Raw genomic sequence first — 18024 nt, forward strand, 5'->3', positions numbered from 1 at the left:
AAAACAACCTGATGTCACTCTTGTCGGGGGGAATAGCTGTTGTTCGGCGAAGCTCAATCCGCGCACCTGAAGCGCGTCCTGAACACGGGCAGTGGTCCCTTCAATCCGTTGAAGCTGCATCCCGCCTTTCGCACCGGCGGCTGGCACGAGGTGCGCCTCGACATCGACGCGCGCCTCAACCCCGATCTGGTCGGCTCGGTCTTCGACATGCGCGCCCTGGTGCCCGACGCGTCGTTCGACGCGATCTGGTCGTCCCACAACGTCGAGCACCTGCACACGCACGAAGTGCTGCCGGCGTTTCGCGAACTCCGCCGCGTCCTGAAACCGGACGGGTTCGCGCTGATCACCTGTCCCGACCTGCAAGCGATCGCCTCGCTCGTCCTCGAGGGCAAGGCGGAGGCCACGATCTACACGGCGCCGGCGGGGCCCATCTCCACGCTCGACATGCTCTACGGACATTCCCAGTCGATCGCGTCCGGCGGGGTCTACATGGCGCACAACACGGGCTTCACCGCGGACCGGATGGCGCGCGTCTGCCTCGACGCCGGCTTCGCGGAGGTGCGCACGACCAAGGGCGGGTTCTTCGATCTCTGGGCGCTCGCCCTGATGCCGGAGGCGCGCAGCGAGCGGCTGGAGGCGATCTTCGCCGGGACGGAACAGCGCGCCCTGACCCAGTGACCGCCGTCAGCGCGGGGCGCGTCGCACCGCGTTCGGGCCTCGAACCTGGGTAGCACCGGACCTCATGAACATCCTGTTCGTTCACACGAACTTCCCGGCGCAATTCCGCTACCTCGCCGAGGTCCTGGCGGCCGACCCCGCACACCGGGTCGCCGCGATCGGATCCCAGACCGCCGGCCAGCTGCGCGGGGTCAGGCTGGAACGGTACCACTTCCACGACGTCGGGCACGCGGCCGTGCATTCCTTCGCGCGCCGGTTCGATTCCGAGGCGCGCCGGGCCGAGCAGGTGCTGTACACGCTCATCGCGCTCGAGAATTCTGGGTTCGTCCCCGACGTGATCGTGGCCCATAGCGGCTGGGGCGAGACGCTGCCGTTGCGCGCCAAGTTCCCGCGCGCGCGCCTCATCGTGTACTGCGAGTACTTCTATCGCGAGCACGGCCAGGACGTGCATTTCGACCCGGAATTCCCGCAATTCGGGGTCGACGGGATGACCTACCTGCGCGCCAAGAACGCCAGCCAGCTGCTGGCCCTCGCCGAATGCGATCTGGGATTGTCGCCGACCCTGTGGCAGCGCTCGACCTATCCGGACGCGTTCCAGGGCAAGATCGCGGTGGCGCACGAGGGCGTCGACACCGAGGCCGTCCGCCCCGACGACCGCGCCGTGTTCCATCTGCCCTCGGGGTTCGCGCTCACGGCGCAGACCGAGGTCCTGACCTTTGTGGCGCGCAACCTCGAACCGCTGCGCGGCTACCACGTGTTCATGCGCGCCCTCCCGGAGATCCTGCACGCCCGCCCGCAGGCGCAGGTCGTCATCGTGGGCGGCGACGGGGTCTCGTACGGCCCGTCCTCGCCGGACGGCCGGACCTGGAAGGACGTGTTCTGGGGCGAGGTCGCGCCCCGGCTCGACCCGCGCCGGGTGCACTTCGTCGGCGCCCTCGCCTACGGGCACTACCTGCAACTCCTCCAGGTCTCGCGCGCCCACGTCTATCTCACCTACCCGTTCGTGTTGTCCTGGTCGCTGATCGAGGCGTTGAGCGCCGGGTGCCTCATCGTTGGCTCGGACACGGCCCCGGTGCGGGAGGTGATCACCCACGGCCAGAACGGGCTGCTCGTGCCGTTCTTCGACGCGCGCAGCCTCGCCGCCGCCGCCATCGCGGCGCTCGGCGACCCCCGACGCTTCGCCGGGCTCAGGCAGCGCGCGCGGGAGACGGCGACCGCCGGCTTCGAACGCCGCCGCGCCGCCGCCGGGCAACTGGCCCTCCTCCAGTCGGCGCTGCGCTGACCCGACCCGCCAGCCGCACCGGAGGGCGTCGCGCGAAAACCCGCCGCGGCCGGGGCGGCGGAACGCCGTAGCGGCTAACGCACCAGCAACAGGCGCCGCGTAACCTTTTGATTCGTGCGGCGTTCTCCGCTGCATGGACGGAGGTTTCGACGTGGCTGAGGCATCCTGCGACCCGAAGGACGTGGCGCTCGCCGCCCTCACCAACCTGATCCGGCTCATGGGGGCCGAACTGGTGGCCGGACGCCATCGCGACGACATCGCCGTGTTCGAGCGGGCCGTGCGTGCCAAGGTCGGCGCGGTCGAGATCGCCGATTGCCCGACGGAGACCGTGCGGGCCGGCCTCGCCCTCGCATCCGCCCAGGTCGAACAGGCCCTCGAGCGGATCCGCCGGCAGGCCCAATCCACCTGCACCCCCGCCCTTCCGCGCGGCACCCCTGGCAAGACGGCCGGCAGCCCGTTCCTGCACTGAGCCTGTCTGACCGCTCGGACCGCGCGCGATGCAGCGGAGGCGGGGGGGGCCGTGCCGCGTGCGCGGTCAAATGACGGGCCTGGATACGCGGCGCCCTGTTCTCGCGCCTTTACAGGGCCTCCGGTACAGCAGGCCGGCTTTCACGACCGGGAGTGTACGGGTCCAGCCGGCGCTCGGTGGCCGCCCGTCGCGCAGAAGCCCCCAGGCCGAACAGGCGGCAGGGGACCGGCCTCGCAGCCGGCCCCGCCGACCTCATGCGAACATGTCGGGCTGGGTCTCGGCGATGTGGTTGTACAACGTCTGGAAGTGCAGCCAGCCGATATAGTCGCTGCCGACGTGCTCGCGGCTGTAGCGGGCCGTCTTCTCCGAGAGGAGCTGCGGCTTGATCCCGCTGGCCTCGACCAGGAGTTGCTGCTGGCAGACGCGCTCCAGGGCGATGAACCAGAAGGCCGCATCGTCGATGCTGTGGTGGCTGCAGGTCAGCAGGCCGTGGTTCTGGTGCAGCACGCCGCGGTTGCGGCCGATCTGCTGGGCGACCGAGAGGCCGCTCTCCTTCTCCACGGCCACGGCACCGGCCGAGGCGCCGATCACGGCGTGGCTGTTGTAGAAGGCCGCCGCGTCCTGGCTGATCATGTCGAGGGGTCGGCCGGTGGCGCACCACGCGGTTCCGTAGGTGGTGTGCGCGTGGCACATCGCCATCACCTCGGGGTGCTCGTCATGCACGGCGGCGTGCAGGACGAAGCCCGCCCGGTTGATCGCGTGGCGTCCCTCGACGACCCGGCCCCTGTGGTCGGCCAGGATCAGGTTCGACATCCGCACCTGCGAGAAGTGCACGCACATCGGGTTGGTCCAGTACAGCTCCGGACGCTCGGGATCGCGGATCGTGAGGTGTCCGGCGAAGCCGTAGTCGAAGCCGTGCATCGCGAAGGCCCGGCAGGCGGCCACGAGGTGCTTCTTGCGGTAGTCGCGCGCCTCGGCATGGCTGGCGAAGTCCGGCATCTCCGGAAAGATCAGGCCGGCCTGCTCGGGCTGGTAGATCGAGGTCCGCTTGCGGCCGGCATCGTCGTCGGGCAGGTCGAGGGTGGTCGCCGCGTCGTGGGAATGATCGTCGAGCATGGCATATCCTTTCGGTCGCAGTGGGGTGCGGGGTATCAGCGGTTGACGAGGCGCTTGGGCACCGTCAGCGCCAGGAGGCTGCCCAGGGCGAGGCAGGCGGCGAGGGTGTAGACGCCGAGGCTCGTGGACTTGGTGGTGTCGACGATCCAGCCGATCAGGTAGGGGCTCACGAACCCCGCGAGGTTGCCGACCGAGTTGATCACCGCAATGCCGGTGGCGGCCGCCGCCCCCGCCAGGATGGCGGTGGGCAGGCACCAGAACTGGGCCAGGGTCACCAGCACGCCGATGGTCGCCACGGTGAGCGCCGCCTCGGCGACGATCAGGTCGGTGCTGAACCGGATGCTGACCAGCCAGCCCGCCACCCCGACGAGGCCCGGCACCGTGATGTGCCAGCGCCGCTCCCGGGCCGCGTCGGACAGGCGCCCGACCGTGATCATCGCCACCGCGGCGGCGCCGTAGGGCAGCATGGTCAGGAGGCCGATCCGCAGCGGATCGGAGACGCCCGCGCCCTTGATCAGGGTCGGCAGCCAGAAGCCGACGCCGTACAGCCCCATGATGAAGAAGAAATAGATCCCGCAGAGCAGCCAGACCCAGCCGCTGGTGAAGCCGTCGCGGAAGCGGTGGGCGGTCACGGCGGCGCCGTCGGCCGCGATGGTGCGGGCGAGCAGCGCCTTCTCGTCGGGCTTGAGCCACTTCGCCTTGTCGATGCCGTCGTCGAGATAGGCGAGGACGCAGAAACCCAGCACCAAGGAGGGCAGCGCCTCGATCAGAAACAGCCACTGCCAGCCCGCGAGGCCGCCCGTGCCGGCGAACGCATTCATGATCCACCCGGACAGTGGGCCGCCCACGAGGCCGGCGATCGGGATGCCGGTCATGAACAGCGCGATGATGCCCCCGCGCCGCTCGGACGGGTACCAGTAGGTCAGGTAGAGGATCACCCCCGGAAACAGTCCGGCTTCCGCGAGGCCGAGGAGGAAGCGCAGCACGTAGAACCAGGTCGGCGACGTCACGAACATCATGGCGGCCGAGATCAAGGCCCAGCTGAGCATGACCCGGGCGATCCAGATCCGGGCGCCGACCTTGTGCAGGATCATGTTGCTCGGCACCTCGAACAGGAAGTAGCCGAGGAAGAAGATGCCGGCGCCGAGGCCGTAGATCGTCTCGCTGAACTGGAGGTCGCTCAGCATCTGCAGCTTGGCGAAGCCGACATTGACGCGGTCCAGATAGGCCGCGACGTAGCAGGCGAACAGGAACGGCACGAGGCGCCACGTGACCTTGCGGTAGACCCGCGTCGTTTCGTCGAGACTGGGCTCGACGAGGGTCATGACCCCCTGTGCCATCGCGTCGTCTCCCTAGACTTTATCGTTCCGCGACCGTCTCTGCGGTGCGAGCGGCACTATCCTGCGCGGTCGGGGCGTTGACAAACGACGATTTTTCACGCGTTTCATGAATTCAATTCATGGATTGCCCATGCGCCGGATCCCGAGCTTCCCCGCCCTGCGGGCCTTCGAGTCCGCTGCGCGCCTCGGCAGCTTCGCCCGGGCGAGCGGGGAGCTGCACCTCACGCCGTCTGCGGTGAGCCACCAGATCCGGGCCCTGGAGCGCTGGTTCGGGCGCGCCCTGTTCCGGCGGGCGAACCGCCAGGCGACGCTCACCGCCGACGGCCAGCGGCTGCTCGCGGGGCTGACCGGTGCCTTCGACGCGATCGAGACGATCTGCGCCGACCTGAGCCCGCCGCCGCCCTCGTCGCTCGCCGTGCACTGCACGCCGAGCTTCGCGGCCAAGTGGCTCGGGCCCCGGCTTCCCGCCTTCGTGGAGACGCATCCCGGCATCGCGATCCACCTCTCCACCAGCGCCGATCCGGTGGATCTCGGCCGGCACGGGGAGATCGATATCCTGATCGCCTATGGCCGGCCGCCGCGCGGGCCGGACCTGGCCGTCGAATCCCTCGGACCGGAGGAGATCGCCGCCCTGTGTACGCCGGAGCTCGCCCGGACGATCGGGGCGGTCGGGCCCGGGGTGGCCGGGCGCTTCACGCGGCTGGACTCGTCCTTCAGCCCGGTGCGGTGGCCGGACTGGTTCGCCCGCAACGGCCTGCCGGTCCCGGCGGCGGCGGCCGGTGCGGCCTTCGATCGGGGCTCCCTGGTGATCTCGGCCGCGGTTCAGGGACTCGGGGTCGCGCTGGAGACCCTGCGGTTCGCAGAAGGCGAGATCGGCGCGGGCCAGCTCGTGCGCCTGGGCGGCGGCCAGGTCGAGAGCCTGTACCGGGACCTTCACTTCATCTGCTACCGCGAGCGGGACGGGGCGCTGCAGAAGATCCAGGCCTTTCGCCACTGGCTCCTGGCGGTGGAGGAGGCGAGCCGGGCCCGACCGCATCCGCCCGCACGCGACGGGGCCGGGTCACGGTGATCCCAGCCAGAAGGCGTCGCCGGCCGCCTCGACCTGCCGGGTCAGGAAGTCCGAGACCAATCGGACCCGCGGCAGGTCGCGGGTGTCCGCGTGGGCGATCAGCCAGTAGGCGCGGACGATGCGCACCGCCCCCGGCAGGACCGCCACGAGGTCCGGGCAGGTGCGGGCCAGGAAATGCGGCAGGACGGCGAGGCCGGCCCCGCCCCGCACCGCTTCCAGCTGCGTGATCACGTTCGAGATCCGCGCCTGCGGATGGATCGCCGCCGAGACCTGCGGCAGGTAGTTGAGCTCGCTCGTCCAGAGCAGATCGTCGACGTAGCCGATCCAGCGGTGGTGCGGGAGGTCGTCCGCGGACCGGATCGCGCCCGCCGAATCCGCGTAGGCCCGCGCCGCGTAGACGCCGAGCGCGTAGTCCACGAGCTTGCGGGCGTAGAGCCGGCCCGTCTCGGGCCGGGTCATGCCGATGGCGAGGTCGGCCTCCCGCTTCGACAGGCTGAAGCTGCGCGGGTTGGCCACCAGCTCGATCTCCAGGGCCGGCTGGGCGGCGCAGAATTCGGCGAGGCGCGGGGCCAGGAAATAGGTCCCGAAGGCCTCGGGGGTGCCGAGCCGGACGGTGCCGCCGACCTGATGCGCATCCACGTCCAGACGCCCGCGCAGGCCGATCGCCACACTCTCCATCCGCTCCGCGTCCGCCAGCAACCGCTCGCCGTCAGCCGTGAGGGCGAAGCCGGACGGGCGCCGGTCGAACAAGCGCGTGCCGAGGGCGCCCTCCAGGGCGGACAGGCGGCGGCTCAGGGTCGAATGGTCGATGCCCATGCGCTGGGCGGCGATCGTCAGCCGCCCGAGCCGGGCGACGGCCAGGAAGGCGCGCAGGTCGTTCCAGTCGAAGTCGGACATCGCGCCCCGCCGGTGCCAGGCATGGGAATTCGCGCACGGCGCCTTTGCAATCCTTCGCATGGGCGTGCGCCAGATCGAATGATAATTCCGATCTTGCGACAAAGTGCAAACGCGGCGGGGACCGGGCCGAAGCCGGACCGATCGCGGATCGTCCAGGGAGAGTGCCACATGGCCTTGTTTTCCAAGCTTCAGCGGCGGGCGCAGGAGGGGCGGCCCGTGCGGGTCGGCCTGATCGGCGCCGGCAAGTTCGGCTCCATGTACCTGTCGCAGGCGCCGCGCACGCCCGGGATCCACCTGATCGCCGTGGCCGATCTGTCGCCGGACCGGGCGCGCCAGGCGCTGCGGCGGGTGGGCTGGGACGAGGCCGGCTTCGCGGCGCGCGGGATGGAGGCGGCGGCGCAGGCCGGCACGACCTTCGTCACCGAGGATACGGACGCGATGATCGCGAGCCCCTTCGTGGACATCGTCATCGACGCCACCGGCAGCCCGGCCGCCGGCATCCACCACGCCCTGACGGCCTTCGCGCACGGCAAGCACGTCGTGATGGTCAACGTCGAGGCCGACGTGCTCGCCGGCCCGCTGCTGGCCCGCCGGGCCGCGGAGGCCGGGGTGATCTACTCGATGGCCTCGGGCGACCAGCCGGCGCTGATCGCCGAACTCGTCGACTGGGCCCGCACCATCGGGCTTGAGGTGATCTGCGCCGGCAAGGGTACGAAGTACCTGCCGGCCTACCACGCCTCCACGCCCGACACGGTCTGGGGCCATTACGGCTTCAGCGCTGAGCAGGTGGCGGGGGGCGACTTCAACCCGCAGATGTTCAACTCCTTCCTGGACGGCACCAAGTCGGCGCTGGAGATGGCCGCGGTGGCCAATGCCTGCTGCCTGACACCCCCGCGCGACGGGCTTGCCTTCCCGCCCTGCGGCGTCGACGACCTGCCGAGCGTCCTGCGGCCCGTGGCCGACGGCGGCTGCCTCACCGAGCGCGGCACCGTCGAGGTGGTCTCGTCGCTGGAGCGGGACGGGCGGCCGGTGTTCCGGGACCTGCGCTGGGGCGTCTACGCGGTGTTCGAGGCGCCGAGCCCCTACGTGCGCGACTGCTTCGCCCAGTACGGCCTCAAGACCGACGACAGCGGCCGCTTCGCCGCCACCTACAAGCCCTATCACCTGATCGGCCTGGAACTCGGGATCTCGGTGGCCTCCATCGCGGTCCGCGGCGAGGCCACGGGCGCCACGGGGGACTGGCGCGGCGACGTGGCGGCCACGGCCAAGCGGGCCCTGCGGGCGGGGGAGAAGCTCGACGGCGAGGGTGGCTTCACCGTCTACGGCAAGCTGATGCCGACCCGCGATTCCCTGGCGCAGGATGCCCTGCCGATCGGGCTCGCCCACAACATGGTGCTCAGGAACGACGTGCCCGCCGGCCAGGCCGTGCGCTGGAGCGACGTCGCGTTCGACGCCGGCCAGGAGGCGATCCGCGTCCGGCGCGAGATGGAGGGCCTGTTCCGGCAGGAACTGGGCCTCGGCGCGGCCGCCCGGAAGGTCGCCTGAGCCGCGCGTCCGCCCCGCCCCCCTGATCGGGAGCCCGCCCCGCCCGTGCGGCGGAGCGGGCCACAGTCCAGCACGACCGCGACAGAGCCCACCCAACGGGCCGATCGGAGGAAACCATGGACCATGCAACCAGCCTCGGCCTGAACGCGCGGGTGGCGGAGACGAACGTCTATCGCAAGATCACGTGGCGGATCATGCCGTTCATCGTCGTCTGCTACCTGTGCGCATATCTCGACCGGGTGAATGTCGGCTTCGCCAAGCTGCAGATGATCTCGGATCTCGGCTTCAGCGATGCCGTCTACGGCTTCGGGGCCGGGGTCTTCTTCATCGGCTACTTCCTGTTCGAGGTCCCGAGCAACCTCGCCCTACACAGGCTCGGCGCCCGGGTCTGGATCGCCCGGATCATGATCAGCTGGGCGATCATCTCGGCCCTGACGCTGTTCGTGGCGACCCCGCTCCAGTTCTACGTGGCGCGGTTCTTCCTGGGGCTGGCCGAGGCCGGGTTCTCGCCCGGGATCATGCTCTACCTGACCTACTGGTTCCCGGCGAAGAAGCGCGGCTTCGCCCTCGGCTTCTACTACATCGCGATCCCCCTCGCGGGCGTCGTCGGTGGTCCGGTCTCGGGGCTGATCCTGGAGCATTTCAGCGGCTCCACCGTGATGAAGGCCTGGCAGTGGCTGTTCCTGCTGGAGGCGGCGCCCTCCCTGCTGGCCGGCATCGCCGTGCTCTTCCTGATGGTCGACAGGCCCGAGCAGGCCTCCTGGCTGACCGAGGCCGAGAAGGCGGAGGTGAGTGCCGAGCTGCGCCGGGAGGACGGCGAGAAGGTGACGCACGCCTCCTCGGCGGCCTTTCTGCGGGATGCGCGGATCTGGAAGCTCAGCGGCGTCTACTTCATGACCATTATCGGTCTCTACGGGATCAGCTTCTGGCTGCCGTCCATCGTGAAGGAATCCGGCATCACGAACGTCGCGACGATCGGCTGGCTCTCGGCGATCCCCTACCTCGTCGCGATTCCGTCCATCATCCTCACCGGGATCAGTGCCGATCGCACCCGCCGGCGCCGGGCGCATTTCGCCGTGGCCCTGGCGACCGGCGCGGTCGGCCTGGCGCTCGCCGGCTATGTCGGCCAGAGCCCCGCCGCCGCGGTGGCCTGCCTGTGCGTCGGCACCGCCGGCATGCTCTCGGCGCTGTCGCTGTTCTGGGGTGTGCCCTGCGCGTTCCTGGCCGGCACCTCGGCGGCCGCCGGGATCGCGACGATCAACTGCATCGGCAACCTCGCCGGGTTCGTCTCGCCCTACATGGTCGGGGGACTGAACGTCCTCACCGGCAATCCGGCGATCGGCCTCTACGCGGTGGCCGCCTGCATGCTGGTGGGCGCGGCGTTGATCCGGATCATCCCGGCCTCGCTGAGCGATCGATAGCGGCGCCTTCGCCGATCCGAAGCCGTGGGGTCGGGGCGGGTGTCATGGAGCCGGACTTCTGCGAACGGCCCGGCCTCGCGGGTGTCGCGCTGAATGTCTCCTCCGGCTCCGGGTCCGAATGGCCCGGAATGACCGGGTCGGGTGCCGAGCGGCCGGTCGGAACCGGCCGAGCGCGGTCAGGCCGCAGCGGTGAGGTCGATGCGGCCATACAGGGACCCGTGCCGGAAGCGGTCAGGACGGGTCCCGCAGGCGTCTGCTTCCGATCCGCAGGGTTTGATCGTCCGCGGCGCACGGAAGCGTCGCGCGATCGGAACGCACGACGCTTCCGTCCCCCCTGCGACGGTCGGTCCTGCCGGCCTCCGAGGGGTGTGGAACGCCAGCCGCGGGAGATGCGCATCAGTCGGCCGCCGCCGTGCGCGGGGCCACCTCCCCTCCGGCGATGTGCACGACATCGCCGCTGGCCAGGAACTCCTGCGGGTTGTCGATGAGTTTTTCGGCGGTCGTTATGCCCAAGCGCACCTCGACCTCGTTGCCGAGGTTCCGGCCCAGCGTCACGGGCTTCAAGACGACCCTGTCGTCGTCCGCCACTTCCGCCACCTGCGTGCCGTTGCGGTCAAAGATCAGCGCGGTGGCGGGCACGCGCAGAATGCCGGGGTCGGAGGGCACGTGGAACCGAACCTCGACAAACGCGCCCGGCCAGAGCTTGCCCTCGGGGTTGTCCGCCTGAAGCTCGACCAAGCCCTTCCGGGAATCCTCCGCGATCGCGTTGGACATGGACGTGACCTCCGCGGTGAACGGCGACTCCTGCCCAGGCACCCTCAGGGCCGCCTGAAGCCCCGGCTTCATCACGGCCAGAAAGGCCTGCGGCACGTTCACGTAGACGCGCACGCGATGGATGTCAGACACCCGATAGAGCGGCCGCCCCGCCGTCCCCCCCGCCGTGAGCAGGTCGCCGATGTCGACATTGCGCGCGGTCACGACGCCGTCGAACGGCGCCTTGATCTCCTTGAACCGCGTCAGCTCCTCCAGGCGCCCGACGTTGGCCTGCTGGGCGACGATGTTTGCCTTGGCCACCGACAGGGCCGCGGCCCGGGAGGCCGCGGTGAAGCGGTCTGTGTCGCCGCGCTCCTCGCTCGACCAACCCTGTGTCACGAGGCGGGCGGTGCGCTTGTTGGTGGCCGCGCTGAGGTCGGCGTTCGCCTGGGCCTGATCGACCGCGGCCTGCAACTGGACGAGGGTGGCGCGCGCCTCCGCCAACTGCTGGTCGAGGTCGGGCGCCGAGATCTCGGCCAGGATCTCATCCTTGCGCACCCGGGCGCCGATATCCCGATGCCAGGCCGTGACGTAGCCGCTGGCGCGCGCGTAGAGCGAGCCCGTGTAGAAGGCGTTGAGCGACCCGGGCAGAGTCAGGTCCTCGTCCATAGGGCCGCGCCGCGCCTGCACGACCCGGACGGTGGGTACCGCTTGGCGTTCGGTCCAAGCCTCGACGTCCTGCATCCCTCTCGCCCGGTCGCCGATGCCGAGCCAGGCCAGCGCCGCCGCGCCGACTGCCACGCCGGCCAGGAGCAGGCTGACCCTGCGCGCCGACGGCGTGCGGGGCGGCGCGAGGGGAGGTTCGACGCGATCGCGATCGATGTCGTCTCGGGGATGCATGCGGGATCCGGATCAGGCGGACGAGGACGGGACGGCATGGGCAGCGGCGTCGAGCGGCGTCATGCGCCGGCTTCCCGCTCGACGCGGCCGCCCGTGCACGATGCCGAAGACCACGGGCACGAAGAACAGCGTCGCCAGCGTTGCAAACAGCAGGCCGCCGATGACGGCGCGGCCGAGCGGCGCGTTCTGGCCTGGCTCGATCGCCATCGGCGCCATGCCGATGATCATGGCCAGCGCGGTCATCATCACCGGCCGCAGCCGCGTCGCTCCGGCTGCCAGCGCGGCCTCGAGCGCGCTGCGCCCGGCGCGGAGCTGCTCGCGGGCGAAGCTGATGACCAAGATCGAGTTGGCGGTGGCCACGCCCATGCACATGATCGCCCCGGTCAGCGCCGGTACCGAGACGTGCGTGTGCGTCGCAAACAGCATCCAGACGATCCCGGCCAACGCCGCGGGCAGCGCCGTCACGATGACGAACGGATCGATCCAGGACTGGAAGTTGATGACGATCAGCAGGTAGATCAGCACGATCGAGAAGGCGAGACCGACGAGCAGCTGCTGGTAGGCCTGCGCCATGGTCACCGCCTGCCCGCGCACGGTGACGGTCGACCCCTTCGGCAGGTCGGATTTCGTCGCGTCGATCGCCCGTTCGATGTCCGCCGTAACACCGCCGAGGTCGCGGTCCTGCGTCGTGGCCAGAATGTTGACGGTGGGCGCGATGTTGTAGTCCGTCGCCACGGCGCTGAGCGGTTCAGGCGCGATCGACGCCAGTCCACCCAGGAGCTGTTCCGAGCGGGCGGCGGTAATCGGCAGGTTGTTGAGGTCGCCCAGCGTATCGATCGCGTATTGTGGCGTCTGGACCGAGACCGGGTAGGACACGCCGTTGCGCGGGTCGAGCCAGTAGGTCGGGGCCGTCTGCGTGCTGCCGGACAGCGTCGCTTGGATACTTGTGGCGGCGTCTCCCTCGGTGAGGCCGACGACACCCGCGAGCGCGCGGTTGAAGTCGACCCGGAGGGCTGGGTTGCGCGCCTGCTCTTGGATGCGCGCATCGGCGACCCCCGCCACGCGTCGGACCCGGGCCAGCAGCTTGTTGGCGTAGGCGCGCCCCCCAACGACGTCGCGACCCGCAACCTGCACATCGAGCGCGGCGGGGGAGCCGAAGTTCAGGATCTGGCTGACGATGTCAGCGGGCAGGAACGCGAAGGTAACACCCGGAAAGTCCTGCGGCAGCCGCTCGCGGAGGGCGCGGGTCAACGCGGCCGTCGACGGGCCGCCCGCCGCCTCCCCCTGGCCGCCGGCCTCGTCGAGGGTCACCAGCATGTCGGCGTCGAAGGTGCCGATGGTGCCGCTGTTGCCATAGGAAATATTGATGCCGCTGATCGGAAGCCCGATGTTGTTGACGACGCTGGCCACGCGCCGCGCGGGGATCAGGGCGCGCACGCGCCCCTCGACCCGCCCGGTCAGCGCCGTCATCTCCTCGATGCGCGTGCCTGTCGGCGCCCGCAGGTGAATGCGCAACGCGCCCGCGTCCACATCGGGGAAGAAGTCGCGCCCGAGGTAGGGAACGAGGCCGAACGACAGGGCGACGACCCCGAGGAAGCCGGCCGCGAACGTCTTCCGATGTGCCAGCGCCAGGGCGAGCAGCCCGAGATAGGCCTGTCGCAGCGCCTCGAAGCGGCGCTCGAAGCCCCCCTGAAACCGGGCGAACGGGCCCGGCTTGGCGGCCGGGTCCTGTCCGTGGGTGTGCTCGGTCAGCAGGTAGCGCGCCAGCGTCGGCACCAGGGTATAGGTGAGCGCGTAGGACGCGATCATCGCGAACACCACCGCCATCGCCAGGGGTCGAAACAGGAAGCCCGCCACGCCGCCGAGCGCCAGGAGCGGCACGAAGGCGATGCAGATGCAAAACAGGGCGATGGTGGCCGGCGGCATGATCTCCTGGGCGCCGCGGGTGATCGCCGTGACGATATCCTCGCCGAATTCCTCCATGTGCCGGTTGATGTTCTCGATGGTCACGGTGGCGTCGTCGACGAGGATGCCCACCGCCAGCGCGAGCCCGCCCAGCGTCATCACGTTGATGGTCTGCCCGAGCGCCGACAGCGCGATCAGCGAGCACAGCACGGCGAGCGGGATCGAGACGGTGATGATCAGGGTGGAGCGCCAGCTGCCCAGGAACACCAGGATCATCAGGCCGGTGAGGGCGGCGGCGATCACGCCCTCGCGCACCACCGCCACCACGGATTCCCGCACGAAGCCGGATTGATCGGCGACGTACTTGAGGTCGACCCCGGCCGGCAGGGTCGCCTGGATGGCCGGAAGGCGCGCCTTGACCTCGGCGATGATGTCCAGCGTCGAGGCGTTGCCGATCTTCAGGATCGACATCAGCACGCCCTTCTTGCCGTCGAGTTGGACGACGTTGGTCTGGGGCGGCGAGCCGTTGCGCACATGGGCGACGTCGCGCATGAACACCACGGCGCCGTCGACGACCCTGACCGGCAGGTCGTTGAACGCCTCGATCGTCTTCGGGGAGTCGTTGAGATCGACGATCCACTCGAAGGTCCCGATCTTCTGCGTGCCGACCGGGTTGATCAGGTTCTGCCGGGCCAGTGCCGCGCCGACGTCGGCCGCCGACAGGCCGTGCGCGTGGAGCGCCGACTGGTCGAGGTCGATCTGCACCTGCCGCGCCGCGCCGCCGTAGGCGTAGGGCAGCTGGGCCCCGGGGATCGTGGTGAGCTGCGGCCGGATGAAATTCTGGGCGAGGTCGTTGAGGGCCGTCTGCGAGAGGCTGTCGCTCGACAGGGCGAGCTGAATAATCGGCACGCTCGACGCGTTGTAGGCGAGCATCAGCGGCGGCGTGATGCCCGGCGGCAGCTGCTTGAGCTGCGTCTGCGAGATCGAGGTGACCTGCGCTTGGGCGGCGGTGATGTCGACGCCGGGCTGGAAGTAGATCTTCACGATCCCATAGCCCGGGACCGACTGGGATTCGATGTGCTCGATGTCGTTGACCGTGGTGGTCAGAGAGCGCTCGAATACGGAGACGATCCGACCCGACATGTCATCGGCCTGCAGACCGGTATACTGCCAGACGACACTGATCACCGGGATGCCGATGCGCGGGAAGATATCGGTCGGCGTCCGGACGATCGACATGACCCCGAAGATGAGGATCAGGATCGACATCACGACGAAGGTGTAAGGCCGCAGCAGAGCCAGTCGGACGATCGCCGCCATGCTTTGGATCCGCCTCAATCAGTTCGGTCGACGAAAGCCGCCGACCGCGTTCATCCGCATACCGTATTATGCATTCATAGGGCCAGTGCGGCAATTTGATGATGTCGATCGCGCGTGACGATCAGAAACATCGAGAGACAATGTCTGGATTTTAGACAACAAGGATGTTTGTGCTGATATAATATTAAAAATTGCTCGGATTAGATGTCCAGATCGCGAAAATTTTCGTGACGGTAAGTCCGTGGATCGCGTTTGGCCCTTCGCGATCATCCGTCACCCAATCGCGGGGCGTTGCCTTCAAGCATTCGCTATCGGATCGCAGAAGAAAATCGACGCTCCGCACGCGGCTTTGAGCTGAGACAGCGCCCTGATGTGATGAATTCAGCCACGCAGCAGCTATACGCTGGGTCCGCTCTGGCGCGGCTTCGGCGGTTTCTTGCATGACCAGGATGGACGCATTTCAGACATGACATGCCGAGTCCCCAGTGGCCCACCAGCCGGCAACGCACATCGCGCCGCCGGCCGACTGTGTCTTCAGCCGCCGCCGCAGCACTCGGGCGTAGCAAGGCGATCTCATCCCGCCGGCGCGTCCGCATCGGCAGATCCGGCCCGTCACGCCATCGCCGTGTGACCTCGCTGCCCGGCTTTGAGACACGACGACGGCCCCATACCAGCCGTCCACCTCGCCCTCGGCGATCGTCGCCGGCCGTGGGCTTCTCAGGGCGCTCGGTAGCCAGTTCGGTGGTGAGGGCGGTCGATCCCGCCGATCCGCCGGCGCAGGCTTGCACGCGCGCGTGGGCCCGGGTTGTCGATGAGCCGGGCCGGAGCCAGGATCGCCGCTGGGGCCCCATTGGGTCGACACCGTCTCCCCGGCAGGACCACGGGCGCCGTCTCGCGCAGAGGTGATGCCGGGGCCTGATTGCCAAGCTGCGGCAGGGGGCGCAGGCCGAGATCGGCTCGAAACGCGGGACCTTCCGTCCGAATGTCTGTCACAACGCTGAAACCGACTGCGAAACTGCGCGACGGGCTGCCGCCGGGCCAGCGCGGCCGGGCCATGGCCGCGGTGCTCACCGGAGTGGCGCTCGCCACACTCGACACCGCGATCGCCAACACGGCGTTGCCCACCATCGCCGCTGATCTCGGGGTCGATCCCGGCGCCTCGGTCTGGATCGTGAACGCCTACCAGCTCGCGGTCGTGGCGACGCTGCTGCCGATCGCGGCACTCGGCGAGATCGTCGGGCAGCACCGGATCTACGTCGCCGGGCTCATCCTGTTCATCGGCGCCTCGCTGGTCTGTGCCCTGGCCTGGTCCCTGCCGACCCTCGTCGCCGCGCGCGTGCTCCAGGGGATCGGGGCGAGCGCCCTGATGGCGGTCAACATCGCGCTGATCCGCTTCATCTACCCCGCGCATCAACTCGGCCGCGGCGTCGGGCTCAATGCCTTCGTCGTCGGCGTCGGCTTCGCGGTCGGTCCGACCGTGGCATCGCTGATCCTGCTAGCCGCACCCTGGCCCTGGCTGTTCGCCGTCAACGTGCCGATCGGCCTCGGTGCTCTCGCACTGGCCTGGATCGCCCTGCCCGACACAGGACGGTCCGGGCACAGCTTCGACGCCCCTGGCGCGCTCCTGAACGCGGCCGCGTTCGCGCTGCTCGTGCTCGGATTGGGCGAGGCGGCACACGAGGAACCGCTCTGGCGCGTCATGGCGGAGATCGGCGGCGCGCTCGTCTGCGGCGCCCTCCTTCTCCGTCGCCAAAGGAACCACCCGGCGCCGATGTTGGCTGCCGATCTCCTGAAGCGCCCCCTGTTCGCCCTGTCGGCGTTGACCGCGGTGTGCGCCTTCGCGGCGCAGGGCCTCGCCTTCGTCTCGCTGCCTTTCCTGTTCCAGCACACGCTCGGCCGCTCGCAGGTCGAGACCGGCTTCCTGATGACGCCCTGGCCCGTGGTGGTCGCGCTTCTGGCGCCGGTGGCCGGGCGCCTCTCGGATCGGTATGCCCCGGGTCTGCTCGGCGGGGTCGGGCTCGCCGGCCTCGCGGTCGGAATGGGTCTGCTCGCGGTGCTGCCCGCGAATCCGAGCGTCCCGGATATCATCTGGCGAATGGCGATCTGCGGGGCTGGATTCGGCTTCTTCCAGGCCCCGAATCTACGCGCCATCATGACGAGCGCGCCGCCGGCCCGCTCGGGCGGGGCGAGCGGCATCGTGGCGACGGCGCGGCTTCTCGGCCAGACCCTGGGCGCTGCCCTCGTCGCTGCGTGCTTCGCGGTCGCGGGCGTGCACGGATCGGCGCTCGCCATGGGCCTTGGGTGTGCCTTTGCCGGATTTGCAAGCGCGGTGAGTTTCCTGCGTCTGGCCGTAAGTTCATAAGGTCGTCGCCGGCTGGCGAGCCGGTCGCCTTGCTCGGCGGGGGCGGAGCCACTCGCTGCCGACGCCCAGGCCAGTATGAGTTCGCGCAGCGGGATGACGGTCCGACCGGGCGCGATCCAAACCGACATAGAGCCGAAGGGAGAGCGGGCATGATAGGATGGCGGGCGCGCCTCGGCTTCCTGGTTCCTCCGGGTAATCCGACGGTCGAGGTCGAGATGGGCGCTCTGGCCGCCGTGCCCGGCGTCTCGGTCCACTACACCCGGATGAACGCGACCGGCGAGACCGGCAGTCTCGCGGGACAGGATGCGCGCAACCGCGAGCAGATCGCCGGCCTCGACGCGAACATGGCCCTGCTCTGTCTGGTCAAGCCGAAGGTCGTCGTGCTGGCGCACACCGCGACCAGCTACACGCTCGGGCAGGCCGAGGAGGCCGCCCTCGTCGCGCGGATGGAGGAGCGCTACGCCACGCGCTTCATCACCGCGTTCGGGAGCGTCGTGGCCGGGCTCCGGCACCTCGGTGTCCGCACGATCGCCTTCGGCACGCCTTACGCGCTGGAGGCGACCCTGCAGGGCAAGGCGCTGCTCGAGGCGCACGGCTTCGCCGTCGTCAATCACGGCAACTTGCCGGGCGTGCGCAACATCTACGACGAGACGGCGGAGCGGGCCTACGGCCTCGGTCGCCTCGTGGATCATCCCGACGCCGAGGCCCTGGTGCTGAGCGGCGTCGGGATGCCCACCCTTGCGACGATGGCCACGCTGGAGCGCGACCTCGGCAAGCCGGTGATCTCGGCAGCCTCGGGTATGATGTGGAACGCGCTTCGCGCCGCGGGCCTGCGCGAGGCCGTTCCGGGGTACGGCGCCCTTTTGGCGGGAGCCGATGGCCGGTCTGAGGGTCGCTGAGGCGCCCCCCGCGGCGGTACGAGGCTCAGCGCCGCGAAGGCACCCCGAATAAGACGGCCGGGAGGACC

General features: G+C 69.6%; 13 protein-coding genes. 8 read left to right on the forward strand and 5 right to left on the reverse strand.

Features of this window, described 5'->3' with window-relative positions:
* Positions 1–39 precede the first annotated feature (39 nt).
* From AC3IF1_RS21155 to AC3IF1_RS21165, 3 genes are all read left to right on the forward strand, one after another.
* Positions 40–678: a class I SAM-dependent methyltransferase gene (locus tag AC3IF1_RS21155; protein ID WP_243967254.1), complete on the forward strand. Its 639-nt coding sequence runs from the start codon at positions 40–42 to the stop codon at positions 676–678.
* Between the two features lie 64 nt (positions 679–742).
* Positions 743–1960 (forward strand): glycosyltransferase, encoded by a 1218-nt coding sequence (locus AC3IF1_RS21160; RefSeq protein ID WP_489219192.1) that lies wholly within the window; start codon positions 743–745, stop codon positions 1958–1960.
* Between the two features lie 151 nt (positions 1961–2111).
* A complete protein-coding gene (locus AC3IF1_RS21165) occupies positions 2112–2429 on the forward strand; it encodes a hypothetical protein (protein ID WP_243967251.1) in 318 nt (105 codons plus the stop codon).
* Positions 2430–2681: 252 nt separating this feature from the next.
* Here AC3IF1_RS21165 and AC3IF1_RS21170 read toward each other — a convergent pair whose 3' ends face one another.
* Positions 2682–3545: a class II aldolase/adducin family protein gene (locus AC3IF1_RS21170; protein ID WP_243967250.1), complete on the reverse strand. Its 864-nt coding sequence runs from the start codon at positions 3543–3545 to the stop codon at positions 2682–2684.
* A 35-nt stretch (positions 3546–3580) separates the two neighbouring features.
* Positions 3581–4885, reverse strand: a complete 1305-nt coding sequence (locus AC3IF1_RS21175; RefSeq protein WP_489219193.1) for an MFS transporter — start codon at positions 4883–4885, stop codon at positions 3581–3583.
* 130 nt (positions 4886–5015) lie between these two features.
* Here AC3IF1_RS21175 and AC3IF1_RS21180 point away from each other — a divergent pair, with 130 nt between their 5' ends.
* A complete protein-coding gene (locus AC3IF1_RS21180; RefSeq protein ID WP_489219194.1) occupies positions 5016–5954 on the forward strand; it encodes a LysR substrate-binding domain-containing protein in 939 nt (312 codons plus the stop codon).
* Here AC3IF1_RS21180 and AC3IF1_RS21185 read toward each other — a convergent pair.
* Positions 5946–6851, reverse strand: a complete 906-nt coding sequence (locus AC3IF1_RS21185) for a LysR family transcriptional regulator (RefSeq protein WP_489219195.1) — start codon at positions 6849–6851, stop codon at positions 5946–5948. The two genes, AC3IF1_RS21180 and AC3IF1_RS21185, sit on opposite strands and share 9 nt — an antisense overlap.
* A 168-nt stretch (positions 6852–7019) precedes the next feature.
* Between AC3IF1_RS21185 and AC3IF1_RS21190 the strand changes: the two genes are divergently transcribed.
* The gene (locus AC3IF1_RS21190) at positions 7020–8396 is read left to right on the forward strand and encodes an NAD(P)H-dependent oxidoreductase (protein WP_489219196.1); all 1377 of its coding nucleotides are present in this window, start codon (positions 7020–7022) and stop codon (positions 8394–8396) included.
* Positions 8397–8512: 116 nt separating this feature from the next.
* Positions 8513–9817, forward strand: coding sequence for an MFS transporter (locus tag AC3IF1_RS21195; RefSeq protein ID WP_243967245.1), 1305 nt, complete (start codon positions 8513–8515; stop codon positions 9815–9817).
* A gap of 396 nt (positions 9818–10213) precedes the next feature.
* Here AC3IF1_RS21195 and AC3IF1_RS21200 read toward each other — a convergent pair whose 3' ends face one another.
* Together AC3IF1_RS21200 and AC3IF1_RS21205 are read right to left on the reverse strand one after the other, a co-directional pair.
* Complete coding sequence (locus tag AC3IF1_RS21200; RefSeq protein WP_489219198.1) at positions 10214–11470, reverse strand: efflux RND transporter periplasmic adaptor subunit; 1257 nt, start codon at positions 11468–11470, stop codon at positions 10214–10216.
* Between the two features lie 12 nt (positions 11471–11482).
* On the reverse strand, positions 11483–14695 hold the full coding sequence (locus AC3IF1_RS21205; RefSeq protein ID WP_489219199.1) for an efflux RND transporter permease subunit: 3213 nt from the start codon (positions 14693–14695) through the stop codon (positions 11483–11485).
* 982 nt (positions 14696–15677) lie between these two features.
* Here AC3IF1_RS21205 and AC3IF1_RS21210 point away from each other — a divergent pair.
* A complete protein-coding gene (locus tag AC3IF1_RS21210) occupies positions 15678–17057 on the forward strand; it encodes an MFS transporter (RefSeq protein WP_489219200.1) in 1380 nt (459 codons plus the stop codon).
* 149 nt (positions 17058–17206) lie between these two features.
* Positions 17207–17956 (forward strand): maleate cis-trans isomerase family protein, encoded by a 750-nt coding sequence (locus tag AC3IF1_RS21215; protein ID WP_489219201.1) that lies wholly within the window; start codon positions 17207–17209, stop codon positions 17954–17956.
* The last annotated feature ends 68 nt before the right edge of the window (positions 17957–18024 follow it).

This window comes from Methylobacterium sp. E-012 (assembly GCF_057836545.1).